Annotated in this window: 11 protein-coding genes; 6 read left to right on the forward strand and 5 right to left on the reverse strand. The window is 69.6% G+C overall.

Annotated features, from left to right (window positions below; translation table 11 throughout):
• From GV007_RS18360 to GV007_RS18375, 4 genes are all read right to left on the reverse strand, one after another.
• Positions 1-1,238, reverse strand: a 1,238-nt coding sequence (locus GV007_RS18360; RefSeq protein ID WP_160075201.1) for an HNH endonuclease signature motif containing protein, incomplete at its 3' end; no start/stop codon positions are given.
• Positions 1,239-1,555: 317 nt separating this feature from the next.
• A complete protein-coding gene (locus tag GV007_RS19340) occupies positions 1,556-2,068 on the reverse strand; it encodes a DUF5956 family protein (protein ID WP_328809510.1) in 513 nt (170 codons plus the stop codon).
• On the reverse strand, positions 1,968-2,948 hold the full coding sequence (locus GV007_RS18370; RefSeq protein WP_160075205.1) for an SDR family NAD(P)-dependent oxidoreductase: 981 nt from the start codon (positions 2,946-2,948) through the stop codon (positions 1,968-1,970). The genes GV007_RS19340 and GV007_RS18370 overlap by 101 nt, the downstream gene beginning before the upstream one ends.
• Positions 2,949-3,126: 178 nt before the next feature.
• Positions 3,127-5,109: a beta-galactosidase gene (locus tag GV007_RS18375; protein ID WP_160075246.1), complete on the reverse strand. Its 1,983-nt coding sequence runs from the start codon at positions 5,107-5,109 to the stop codon at positions 3,127-3,129.
• 90 nt (positions 5,110-5,199) lie between these two features.
• On the opposite strand from GV007_RS18375, the gene GV007_RS18380 reads away from it, so the two are divergent.
• Complete coding sequence (locus GV007_RS18380; RefSeq protein ID WP_160075207.1) at positions 5,200-6,219, forward strand: aldo/keto reductase; 1,020 nt, start codon at positions 5,200-5,202, stop codon at positions 6,217-6,219.
• Positions 6,220-6,245: 26 nt separating this feature from the next.
• Here the strand turns inward: GV007_RS18380 and GV007_RS18385 are convergent, their stop codons facing one another.
• Entirely contained in the window at positions 6,246-7,175 is a 930-nt protein-coding gene (locus GV007_RS18385) for a LysR substrate-binding domain-containing protein (protein WP_228502950.1), read from the reverse strand.
• A 289-nt stretch (positions 7,176-7,464) separates the two neighbouring features.
• On the opposite strand from GV007_RS18385, the gene GV007_RS18390 reads away from it, so the two are divergent.
• From GV007_RS18390 to GV007_RS18410, 5 genes are all read left to right on the forward strand, one after another.
• Positions 7,465-8,763: a flavin-containing monooxygenase gene (locus tag GV007_RS18390; RefSeq protein ID WP_160075209.1), complete on the forward strand. Its 1,299-nt coding sequence runs from the start codon at positions 7,465-7,467 to the stop codon at positions 8,761-8,763.
• Positions 8,760-9,194 (forward strand): RidA family protein, encoded by a 435-nt coding sequence (locus GV007_RS18395; RefSeq protein WP_104331627.1) that lies wholly within the window; start codon positions 8,760-8,762, stop codon positions 9,192-9,194. The genes GV007_RS18390 and GV007_RS18395 overlap by 4 nt, the downstream gene beginning before the upstream one ends.
• Positions 9,191-9,862, forward strand: a complete 672-nt coding sequence (locus GV007_RS18400) for a DUF1028 domain-containing protein (protein WP_160075211.1) — start codon at positions 9,191-9,193, stop codon at positions 9,860-9,862. Before GV007_RS18395 ends, GV007_RS18400 begins: the two co-directional genes overlap by 4 nt.
• Positions 9,855-11,036 carry a M20 family metallopeptidase gene (locus tag GV007_RS18405; RefSeq protein ID WP_160075213.1) on the forward strand — a complete coding sequence of 394 codons (1,182 nt, stop codon included), beginning with the start codon at positions 9,855-9,857 and terminating at the stop codon, positions 11,034-11,036. Before GV007_RS18400 ends, GV007_RS18405 begins: the two co-directional genes overlap by 8 nt.
• A gap of 78 nt (positions 11,037-11,114) precedes the next feature.
• A complete protein-coding gene (locus GV007_RS18410; protein ID WP_160075215.1) occupies positions 11,115-11,534 on the forward strand; it encodes a hypothetical protein in 420 nt (139 codons plus the stop codon).
• Positions 11,535-11,537: the final 3 nt, after the last annotated feature.

Here is an 11,537-nt window from a genome sequence, read left to right on the forward strand (position 1 = left end):
TTGCAGAAGTCGCTGAGGTTCCAGGTGGCGGTTTTGCCGCCGTATTGGTGGTCGATGGTGTGGTCGAGTTCGCAGTTCGTGGCGGGTTGGCGGCAGCCGATGAAGCGGCAGTGGATGTCGCGGGCTTTCAGGAACGCGCGCATGGCTGCGGTGGGGGTGTAGGTGTCGACGGCTTGGATTGCTCCGGTGATGGGGTGGGTGAGGAGGCGGATGAAGGCGGGTGCGGTCGCGGCGAGGTGTTTCGCGTCTTCGATGGGCATGGGGGACATGCCCTCGAGCAGCGCCGGGGCTCGTGCTGGCCGGGCCGGGTCGGGGAAGAGTGTCGTGATGGGGATGCTGACGTGGGCGGTGGCCTGGATGCCGTTCGCTGCGCTCGAGATGGTGGGGTCGCTGGTGAGGAGCAGGTCCGCGACGACGTCGGACATGACCTGGTCGAGGGTGCGCTCATCCGGCGCAACCACGTCTGCCGGCTCGCCCGGCTCGCCCGTCTGACCGGTTTCGCCGGCCAGGCCGGTCTGATTGGTGCCCGGCTTTGGGCGGGCCTTGATGATGGCTTTGCTCTGCTTGCGTGCGCGGTCGCGGATGGCGTGCGCGAGGAAGGAGCTCATGAGCACTCGCAGGATGCTCATGCCGTCGCCGAGGTCCTCGACGCTCACGCGGCGCCGTTTCTTCGCGCGTTCGTGGCGTTGATCGATGGACTCCCCGGTGAGCTCTTCCGCGACGCGCTCGGCCGCTTTCTGCAGCGCTGCCGGCGGGAGGGGCTCTCGGCGCACGCGCTCCAGCATGACCTGGACGAACTCGCCCCGCCTGTGGGTCTGCTCGGCCGGGTCGTCGTGGTTGATCTTCAGGCCGGTCTCGACGAGCTTGTGCACCTGAGCGGGCGTCGCAGCATTGCTCTCGAGCGCGAGGGCGAGGGCCGGGAACTCGCGCAGCGTCACCGATGCTGACGCGAGGTGTCCCTGGGCGGTGCCGGCGGCGAGCTTCACGAGCAGGCCGACCTCGTTCGAGATCGATCGCACGTGCATGGCCGACTCCGCGCATCCCTCAGCGACATCGAGGGCGTGCCCGAAGTCGTACGCGGCCGCGTGTGCTCGCAGTTGCAGGGCGGCACCGGCCGCGAGCATCGCCGCGGCCGCTTCCTCCATCGCGAGGATCTCCGACCGGCGAGCCGCGACAGAGGCAGGGTCCGAAGGGTCAAACCCCGGATCAGCCACGTCGTTGCTGCGGTGCTGTTGCATGGACCCAAGCCTACCGGACCGGTCCGATTCTTGGGAGGGTCGTGCATAACTTTTTCAGGCCCCCGAAGTTACATGCGGGCGTTCACGGGAGATATCCCCAGAAATGGCAGGCACTCAGGTTGGTCGATATTCGTATTTGTGTACGATTAGCCGCCCCGCAGTCCCGTGAAACATGGTTCACAAAATTCTAGCGAGGCGGAAGCTGGTCCCGAAGGAAGTGCCCACGAAGACCCCGCGACCCGCCGACGCCCCGACCCGCGCCATCACGGGCTCGCGCGCCCACCTCGCGCGCCCACCTCGCGCGCCCACCTCCGTGCCTACTCCCGTGCCGGTTCAGCCAGCAGCTCTCGGAGCGCGGTCAGCATTCGCTGGGCCGCGAGGCGTCCGTCGTGCAGGTCGATCGCGTGGTGGGCAGCCATGCACGCGCCATTCAGCCTGCCCTCGTCGACGCCTGCGGGCAGGCTGATCTCCCAGTCGACGCCGAAAGGCTGCTCGGGAACACCTGCGTGGGCGAGGTATTCGGTGGTCATCTCGTGGATGGTCGCGCGGATCTCTTCCGTGGCGGGCTCCAATGGGTGGCCGTCTGGGCTGTGCGTCGGGTATGTCGCGGGCCGCTGACGCACGTACTCCGGGGGCAGCCAGGTAGGCGTTGAGTGCCGTCCACCCGTTCGGGTGCGAGGCGCACGCGCGTTCCGACTCGGTGCGCTCCGTCGGGAAATCGCTCCAGGTTCAGTTCGAGAGCTCGGGCTCGGCGGGCTGGGAGGCCTCGTCGGCGAGGAGTGACTCCGAGAGCTCCCAGAGCCTGCGAGCGGCATCAGGGTCGATGGCATGCGGGACGACGCCGTGCACGCCGTCGGTGACCTCCTCGACGAGCTGCGCCGGGTGGCAATCCTCGTAGTAGGCCGGCGTGCCGGGCCCGAGCTCGGCGCGGGTTGCGACGTACACGGACGTCGCGGCGCCCTGCTCGGGTGTCTTGGTCGGGAAGCGTCGCTTCATGTCGGCGAGCACCTCGGGGTCCCAGTGTCGCTGCAAGTTCGTCCAGATCCCGCCGGGCATGACCGCCGCGGCCGTGACGCCGCGGTCGGCCCAGCGACGTGTCGCCTCGAGCGCGAAGAGCACGTTCGCGGTCTTCGACTGCCCGTATGCGAGTCCGGAGTCGTAGTCGTCCCTGACGAAGAAGGGGTCGTCGAAGCGGATGCCGCTGGAGGCGTGCCCGCTCGAGCTCACGACCACGACGCGCGCGTTCCCCGCCTCGGTGAGGGCAGGCAGCAGCGCCTTCGCGAGCGCGAAGTGCCCGAGATGGTTGACGGCGAACTGCAGCTCCCAGCCGCCCGGGGTTCTGAGCTCCGGGGTGTGCATGATGCCCGCGTTGTTCACGAGCAGGTGCAGGGGCCCGGTCCAGGCCTGGGCGAGCCTCTGCACGGTCGCGAGATCGGCGAGGTCCAGGTGCTCGACGCGCACGTCCGGGTTGCCGGTGGATGCGCGAATGTCGGTCGCGGTGCGCTCGCCAGCGTCGAGGTCGCGGACGGCGAGCGTCACCGCCGCACCCGCCGAGGCGAGCGCGCGGGCCGTCTCGACGCCGATGCCGGAGCTCGCTCCCGTCACGAGCGCGGTCCTGCCGGTCAGGTCGGTGCCCTCGACGACGTCGAGGGCCGTCGAGCTCGCACCGAACTGGGGCGTGCCGAACGCGGGTGTCGTCTGGGGTGTCATGACTCGTTCCTATCAGCGCGCCGTGACGAGACCCTGACCGTTTCCGAGCGGTGCCGTCAGCCGTCAGCCGTCAGCCGTCAGCCGTGTGCCGTCGCCGTCGCCGTCAGCCCGTCGCCGTCAGCCCGTCACCGTCAGTCGCCGTCCGGGGCCGTCAGCCCCCGGGCCGCGCCTGCCACGGTCAGCCGTCGGCGCGCGGAACGGCGACGACGCGGACGCTCCCACCCGGGACGGCGTCGCCGGAGCTCACTGCCCTGTCGGCGAGGAGGTCGTGCCCGACGATGCCCGCCCCTGCATCCAGCGCCCCGTGGTTGATCTGGAACACATAGTCGGTGCCGTCACCGTGGCGCACGACGGTCTCGAGGTCGCTGATCGGTGAGTAGGTGGAGTCGGCGCTGTCGAGCACGGCCGTGACGAACCCGTCGAGGTCCGCGCCGTCGAGCGCGGTGGCGAGGTACCAGGCGGTGCCCTCGCCGAAGCCGTTCCGTGTGATCGCCGGTCGGCCAGTACCGGGCCCGTCGGCGAAGTCGGTGACGCTGTACGCGCCCTGGAGCTCGATGTCGTCGCTCCAGACACGGCCTATCGATCCGTCGGCGAGCGTCGTCCGCTCCCCGGCGCGCAAGGGGAGGAACTCCTCGATGACAAGTCCGAGCACGTCGCGCAGCTGCCCCGGGTAGGGGCCGGTCGGCACGTCGTCGTTGCTCGAGACGATGCCGGAGAAGTAGGAGAAGGCGAGCGTGCCGCCTCCTGAGGCGTAGTCGCGGAGGTTGGCGGCGGCGTCGTCCTCGATGAGGTACAGGGACGGGGCGAACACGACGTCGTAACCGGTGAGGTCGTCGGCGGGGTGGACGAAGTCGACCGTCACGCCGCGGCGCCAGAGCGTCGAGTAGAACGCTTCGACCCGTTCCCGGTGGTCGAGGTCCACGGACGGCCGCCAGTCGAGGTCCTGCGCCCAGAAGGAGGTCCAGTCCCAGGCGATCGCGACCCGGGCATGCACTCGCGACCCGAGGATCGGGGCGAGGGCGGCCAGGTCAGTTCCGAGTGCGACTGACTCGCGCCACTTCCGCGATGCCTCGCCGGCCTGGGGGATGAGGGCGGAGTGGAACTTCTCAGCGCCCTTCTGTCCTGCCCGCACCTGGAAGAAGAGCACCGCGTCGGCGCCACGGGCCGCGTGTGCGAGGCTGTTGCGCCGCATCTCGCCCGGGCGCTTGGCGATGTTGCGGGGCTGCCAGTTCACGGCGGAGGTCGAGTGCTCCATGAGGATCCACGGCTTGCCTCTGGCGAGCGAGCGTGTCAGGTCGGCGGCGCGTGAGAGCTGGATGTGGTTGTCGTCCTGCTCGGCGGTGAGGTAGTGGTCGTTGGCGACGATGTCGACCTCGTCGGCCCACTGCCACAGGTCGACGCTCGGGCAGATGCCTGCCATGAAGTTCGTGGTGATCGGCTGCGGGGCATGCTCGCGGATCGTGTCGCGTTCGGCCTTGAAGCACTCGAGGAGCGCCGCCGAGCTGAAGCGATGGAAGTCGAGGCGGTGGGCGGGGTTGCTCGCCGTGCCCGAGGTGCGTGGGGCGTCGATCTCGACCCAGGAGCCGTAGCGCTGTCCCCAGAAGTTCGTGCCCCAGGCCGCGTTGAGGGTGTCGAGTGTGGCGTAGCGGTCCTGAAGCCAGGCGCGGAACGCGGTGACGGAGGCGTCGTCGTAGCTCTCCGTGATCGGGGCGCCGTACTCGTTGTGGACGTGCCAGAGCACGACTGCCGGGTGCTGCGCGTAGCGTTCTGCGAGCTTCGCTGCGATGGCCGTCGCCGCGAGGCGGTACTCCGGGGAGCTTGGGCTGACGATGCCGCGCGAGCCGAAGGCCAGGGGGATGCCGTCGCGAGTGACGGCCCTCGTGTGCGGGTACTTCCGGTAGAACCAGGCGGGCGGGGAGGCGGTCGGTGTCGCGAGGTCGACGTCGATGCCAGCGGCGTGGAGCAGTCCGATGATGTCGTCGAGCACCGTGAAGTCGTAGATGCCCTCTTCTGGCTCGATGAGGGCCCACGAGAAGATGCCGATGCTGACGAGGTTGATGCCGGCGTCGCGCATGAGGCGGATGTCCTCGTCCCACACTTCACGAGGCCACTGCTCGGGGTTGTAGTCGCCGCCGAAGCGGATCTTCTTGGGGCCGGGCATCCACGTCGATGTGTTCACCCGAAAGAGCTTACGTCATCGTAAATGTGGCGCGCCATTGACTTACGAAAGTGAAAGTGGCTGAATCGGTGCATGACCGACGAATCGCGCCCCGCATACGAGGCCGCCCCCGACCGGTATGAGCGGATGCGCTACAGCCGTTCCGGGAGGAGCGGGCTGAAGCTCCCAGAGCTCTCCCTCGGCCTCTGGCACAACTTCGGGCGGGAGCGGCCCCTCGAGACTCAGCGGGCGATCCTGCACCGGGCGTTCGACCTCGGCATCACCCATTTCGATCTGGCGAACAACTACGGCCCGCCACCCGGCTCGGCCGAGGAGAACTTCGGGCGGATCTTCGCGCAGGACCTCGCCGCCCACCGCGACGAGATCCTCGTCTCCTCCAAGGCGGGCTACGCCATGTGGTCGGGGCCATACGGAGAGTGGGGGTCGCGCAAGAGCGTGCTCGCCTCGCTCGACCAGTCGCTCGGTCGCCTGGGCCTCGACTACGTCGACATCTTCTACTCGCACCGCTTCGACCCGGAGACGCCGCTCGAGGAGACGATGGGGGCACTCGCGACGGCGGTCGACTCCGGGCGGGCCCTCTACGTCGGCGTCTCGAACTACGACCCAGCGCAGACCCGTGAGGCGGCGCGCATCCTCGCGGGACACGGCATCCCGCTCACCATCCACCAGCCCAGGTACTCGATGTTCGACCGCCACATCGAGCGGGGCCTGCTGCCGGTGCTGGATGAGGTCGGGGCCGGCGGGATCGTGTTCTCGCCGCTCGCGCAGGGGCTCCTCACCGACCGCTACCTCGGCGGTGACGTGCCGGAGACCTCGCGGGCCGCGACGTCCAGGTTCCTGTCTGCCGATGGAATCGACGCCGAGTACCTCGCCCGTGCCCGCGCGTTGAACGAGATCGCCGCGGAGCGAGGGCAGACGCTGGCGCAGCTCGCGCTGAGCTGGGTGCTCCGGCACCCGCAGGTGACGAGCGCGCTCATCGGCGCGTCGAGCGTCGGGCAGCTCGAGCAGAACGTGGCCGCGCTGGAGGCGCCGGCGCTGACCGAGGACGAGCTCGCCGCGATCGAGCCCTTCGCCGTGGATGGCTCCGTCTAGCGTCTGGCCGAACGCGGGGGCTCGCTTCAGCTGGCGTCGGCTGTCGTCCCGAAGAGCTCGCGCGCGAGTTTCGCGATGACACGGACCTTGGCGCTCGGCTTCACCTCGGAGAGGCGCACGAAGCAGACGTCGAGGGGCGCGACCCTCTCGGCGATCGGCACGGAGACGAGTTCGCCTCCGTCGTAGGTCTGCGGCATCTCCGGGCGGTGGTTGAGGATCGAGAACCCGTGCCCGCGCGCGACGAGCGAGCGAACCGTCTCGTAGCTCCTCGAGCTGTAGCGCACGGCGGGGTGCACGCCGGCGTCGGCCAGCATGCCGAGGAAGTAGTCGCGCGAGTGGGCGATGTCCAGGAGGATCAGGTCCTCCTCGGCGAGCTCCGCCAGCTTGATCCGCTTCCGCTGCGCGAGGTGATGATCGACGGGGAGGATGATGTGCGGCGGCGACGCGTAGAGGTGGTCGAACGTGAGGTCGTGCACCGCCCCGAAGTCGTAGGCGATCGCACCCTCAACCGAGCCGTTGAGGAGGAGCTCGACCGTGCCGTCGACATCGGCCTCGATGATCTCGATCTGCAGCTCGGGGTGCTCCTCCTTGACTCGGGAGATGAGTCTGGGGAGCACGAAGGGAGCCAGCGTGACGAAGCAGGCGAGGCGCAGGGTTCCGCGCACGGAGGTGTGATGACCGCGCACGTTGTCGGCGACCTCGTCGACCTGGGCGAGGAGCGGCTGCGCGTCGCGGAGCAGCTGCGTGCCCGCATCCGTCAGCGCGAGTCCCTTGCTGCGCTGGCGGATGAAGAGCTGCACGCCGAGCGACCGCTCGAGCTGGGCGATGGCCGTGGAGACGGCGGACTGCGCGACGTGCAGGTCGAGGGATGCCTCGGTCATCGACTGCTTGGTCGCGGCGGCGACGAAGTACTGCAGCTGAGTGAGGGTCATGTCGAAGCGGCTGGATCTGGCCATGCACGGATGGTATCTCGACTGATGATGTGAGCGACGCTGCAGTTCAAGAATTCTGATGCAGTTCTGCGGGGCCGAGAAGACCTCTTGCCCCCGAGTTTCCCGGGGGCGGCGCATCCACATCAAGAGATTCGATGGACTGCCTCGGCAACGCATATTTGCCGCCACTTCCGCGGTGGGGTTTGGTGGAGTCACTCGGGGCGGACGACGTGGCTGCCCAGCGATCAGGTGCTTCCGGCTTCGGCCGGGGTGTGGCTCGCGAGCGAGTTTCTTCGCCAGCATGGAGGTTCGTATGTCGTTCCAGGAGACGGAAGTGCTCGTCGTGGGTGCCGGCCAGGCCGGAGTCGCGATGAGCGAGCACCTGACGAGACGTGGGGTGCCGCACCTCGTGATCGAGCGGGAGCGTGTCGCCGAGCGGTGGCGGACGGGCCGCTGGGATTCGCTGGTCGCCAACGGGCCGGCCTGGCACGACCGGTTCCCGTCCATGGAGATCGAGGGCGTCGCGCCTGACGCCTTCGCGACCAAGGATCAGATGGCCGACTACTTCGAGCAGTACGCGGAGCGCTTCGGCGCCCCGGTCCGCTGCGGAGTGGAGGTTACCGAGGTGCGCAGGCGCGAGGGTGTTCCCGGCTTCCACGTGCAGACGAGCGAAGGCCAGATCGATGCGCGCTACGTCGTGGCCGCCACCGGGCCATTCCAGCGGCCCGTTTTTCCCGCGATCGTGCCGGCCGCGACCGGCATCGAGCAGCTCCACTCGAGCGCGTACCGCAACCCTGAGCAGCTTGCCGATGGCGCGGTCCTCGTGGTCGGCGCGGGTTCCTCCGGCGTGCAGATCGCCGATGAGCTGCGCCGCTCCGGCCGGGAGGTCTTCCTCTCCGTCGGCCCACACGACCGCCCGCCGCGTGCCTACCGGGATCGCGACTTCGTCTGGTGGCTCGGCGTGCTCGGCAAGTGGGAGTCCTCGGCGCCGCCTCGCGGGGCGGAGCACGTGACGATCGCCGTCAGCGGCGCGAGAGGCGGGCACACGGTCGACTTCCGTGCGCTCGCGGCGAGCGGCATCACGCTCGTCGGTCGCACGAACAGCTGCGAGGACGGGGTCATCAGCTTCGGGCCGGACCTGGCGAAGAACATCGCCGACGGCGACGCCAACTACCTGTCCGTCCTCGACGAGGCGGATGCCTTCATCGTGCGCAACGGGATGGACCTCCCGGAGGAGCCGGAAGCGCGCGTCTTCGGTCCCATCCCGGAGTGCGTCGAGCATCCGCTCGCGCAGCTCGACCTGGCTGAGGCTGGCATCACCTCGATCGTCTGGGCGACCGGCTTCGCGGTCGACTACAGCTGGCTGCCGGTCGAGGCCGTGGACGAGCGCGGTCGCCCCAAGCAGCAGCGTGGCGTCTCGACGGAACCCGGCATCTACTTCCTCGGCCTGCCGTGGCAGTCCCGGCGCGGCTCGAGCTTCATCTGGGGCGTCTGGCACGACGCGAGCTACGTCGCCGACCAGATCATGATCCAGCGCGGCTACGCCGACTACCGCACGGAACCGAGCACCAGCAGCACCCCCGTCCCCGCCTCGATCGGAGCTTCGCGATGACCACGCACACCCGCATCCGCCCCTTCAACACGAAGGTGACCTATCCCGAGCAGAACCTCGACAACGATCTCTGCCAGGCGGTCGTGGCCGGCGGCGTCGTCTATCTGCGCGGGCAGATCGGCCAGGACCTGGAGTCGCGCGAGTCCGTCGGGATCGGCGACGTCGAGGCCCAGGCGGAGAAGGCGATGGCGAACATCGCCATGCTGCTCGACGAGGCAGGCTCGTCGCTCGACGACATCGTGAAGGTGATCGTGTACATCATCGACCCGCGCTACCGGGAGCCGGTCTATCGCGTCATGGGGCGGTGGCTGAAAGGCGTGCATCCCGTGTCGACCGGCATTGTGGTGAGCGCCCTCGCGCGCCCCGAGTGGCTCGTCGAGATCGATGCGACGGCCGTCATCAGCACGCCGGCGGACGGGGACGCCCAGTGACGTTCTCCATCGTGGCCCGAGACGAGACGGGAGCCCTTGGGTCCGCGATCTGCTCGTCGTCGCCCGCCGTGGCCGCGCGATGCGCGCACCTCGCCGATGGCGTCGGTGCCGTCAACTCGCAGAACGTGACCGACCCGAGGCTCGGACCGATCCTGCTCGAGGCGCTGCGCACAGGCGCGTCGGCTCGGGAGGCGCTCGACACCGTCACCGCGCAGACGGAGCACATCGAGTACCGGCAGCTGCTGGTCGTGGATGCGGCTGGCGGGTCGGCCGTCTACTCGGGAGGCCGGGCGCTCGGCATCTTCGGCGACAGCCAGGGCCAGGGGGTCGCCGCGGGCGGAAACATGCTCGCAGCGGCCACGATTCCGGACCTCATGGTGGCCGCCTTCGGCAGCGCCGAGGGCGAGCTGGAGGAACGGCTGATGGCTGCGCTGCGCGCGGCCATCGCAGCCGGCGGCGAGGCTGGGCCCGTGCACTCGGCGGGACTCTCGGTGGTTCGGGCCGCTGGCTGGCGGGTGACCGACCTTCGGGTCGACTGGACGGAGGCCGACCCCGTCGCCGAGCTTGCCGACCTCCTCGAGGTCTGGCTGCCGCAGCGCGACGACTACGTCTCCCGCGGCATCGACCCGACGGCGGCTCCTTCCTATGGGGTGCCCGGAGATGAGTGACCTCACGGTGGAGGAAGCCAAGCGCCGCGCCGACGAGCGCGTCTCGGAGGCGGCGCCGTCGCTCATCGCGCTCTCCGAGCGACTGCACGCCAACCCGGAGACCGCGTGGCAGGAGCACCAGGCTGCCGCGTGGGTCGCGACGGCGCTGGAGGATGCGGGTTTCGCGGTGCAGCGCGCCTACCTCGGCTTCGCGACGGCCATCCTCGCCGAGTACGGCACGGGGCCGCTCAAGATCGGCATCATGGCCGAGTACGACGCCCTCCCGGGACTCGGGCACGCGTGCGGCCACAACCTGATCGCGGCCTCCGCGGTCGGGGCGGGCCTCGCGCTCCTCCCGCTCGCCGAGGAGCTCGGCGTGACGGTGCGCGTCTACGGGACACCCGCGGAAGAAGGCGGCGGAGGAAAGATCGAGCTCATCGAGGCCGGTGCGTTCGCCGACCTCGACCTCGCGATCATGGTGCATCCTGCCCCCGTCGACGTCGCCGAGGCGAGGCCGTTCGCGGTCTCCCACAGCCACATCACCTACGACGGGGTCTCAGCGCACGCCGCCGCGTATCCGGACGAGGGCGTCAACGCGAACGACGCGTTCCTCATCGCGCAGCTCGCGCTCGGGCTGCTCCGACAGCAGCTGCCCGCCGACACGCGCGTGCACGGGATCCAGACGGTCGGCGGGTTCGCGCCGAACGCGATCCCCGAGCACACGGAGGGGCGCTGGTACGTGCGCGCCAACACGCTCGAGGAGCTGCACCGGCTCGAGGAGCGCGTGAACCGCTGCTTCGAGGCGGGGGCGCTGGCGAGCGGCAGCACGCTGCGCATCGAGCCGGAGAGCAAGCCATACGCGGAGTTCCGGACCGACGAGAAGGCGCTGGCGGCGTACACGGCCAACGCGATCGCCCGCGGGCGGGTCTTCGCCGACCCGTTGACTGCCGGCCGCATGAACCGCGCCTCCACCGACATGGGCAACGTCTCGCAGCTCGTACCCGCTATCCACCCGTACATCGGCGTCGACTCGCTGCCCTTCGCCAATCACCAGAAGGAGTTCGCAGCGGCCTGCGTCGGCCCTGCCGCCGAGCGTGCGCTCGTGGATGCGTCGGTGCTGATCGCCTGGACGGTCATCGATGTCGCATCCGCCACATCATCCGCGTCCCGCGCGGACGGTCTCGGCGAGGGCTGACGCCCTGCCTCGCTCATGAGCACCATGGTGAGGGGCATCCCGCGGACCGCGGGGCAACGACCGGGAGCCTCCTGGTTGGTGCACCACGCGGTGATGCTCGTCGCGATGATCCCGTGCCTCGTGAGTGCGCACGAGGCGATGCTGCACCTCGGGGGAGCGGTGCTGATCTACCTCCTCTGCATGGCGACCGCCCGTCGATGCCGGAGGGACGGCCGGCACCTGACTGCCCTCGTGGACGAGCTGGCCATGCTCGCGCTGCTCGTGGCCGGCTTCCTCGCGGGCCACGCCGGCGAGGCGACCATGGCGTCGTCGCACCACGGGGGCCAGGGGAGCGTGCAGCTCGCGCACCTCATCGCCGCCGCGACGGCGTTCGCCTGGCTGACGGCACGCGGGCTGCTGTGGCGAGACCTCGCCATGGGTCCGAGGCTCGGGCAGGTGTCGTTCGCCGTCAACGCGACGATGGTGGCCTGGATGCTCGTGGCGACGCTCGCCGGGTGAGCC

The organism is Pseudoclavibacter sp. 8L, from assembly GCF_902506465.1.
In the GTDB taxonomy this organism is placed as follows: Bacteria; Actinomycetota; Actinomycetes; order Actinomycetales; family Microbacteriaceae; genus Pseudoclavibacter.

Excerpts from the sequence above, each read along its gene's own strand:
- GV007_RS19340 (WP_328809510.1), bottom strand. The coding sequence starts at position 2,068 with ATGCCATCGACCCTGATGCCGCTCGCAGGCTCTGGGAGCTCTCGGAGT.
- GV007_RS18370 (WP_160075205.1), bottom strand. The coding sequence starts at position 2,948 with ATGACACCCCAGACGACACCCGCGTTCGGCACGCCCCAGTTCGGTGCG.
- GV007_RS18375 (WP_160075246.1), bottom strand. The coding sequence starts at position 5,109 with ATGCCCGGCCCCAAGAAGATCCGCTTCGGCGGCGACTACAACCCCGAG.
- GV007_RS18380 (WP_160075207.1), top strand. The coding sequence starts at position 5,200 with ATGACCGACGAATCGCGCCCCGCATACGAGGCCGCCCCCGACCGGTAT.
- GV007_RS18385 (WP_228502950.1), bottom strand. The coding sequence starts at position 7,175 with ATGGCCAGATCCAGCCGCTTCGACATGACCCTCACTCAGCTGCAGTAC.
- GV007_RS18390 (WP_160075209.1), top strand. The coding sequence starts at position 7,465 with ATGTCGTTCCAGGAGACGGAAGTGCTCGTCGTGGGTGCCGGCCAGGCC.
- GV007_RS18395 (WP_104331627.1), top strand. The coding sequence starts at position 8,760 with ATGACCACGCACACCCGCATCCGCCCCTTCAACACGAAGGTGACCTAT.
- GV007_RS18405 (WP_160075213.1), top strand. The coding sequence starts at position 9,855 with ATGAGTGACCTCACGGTGGAGGAAGCCAAGCGCCGCGCCGACGAGCGC.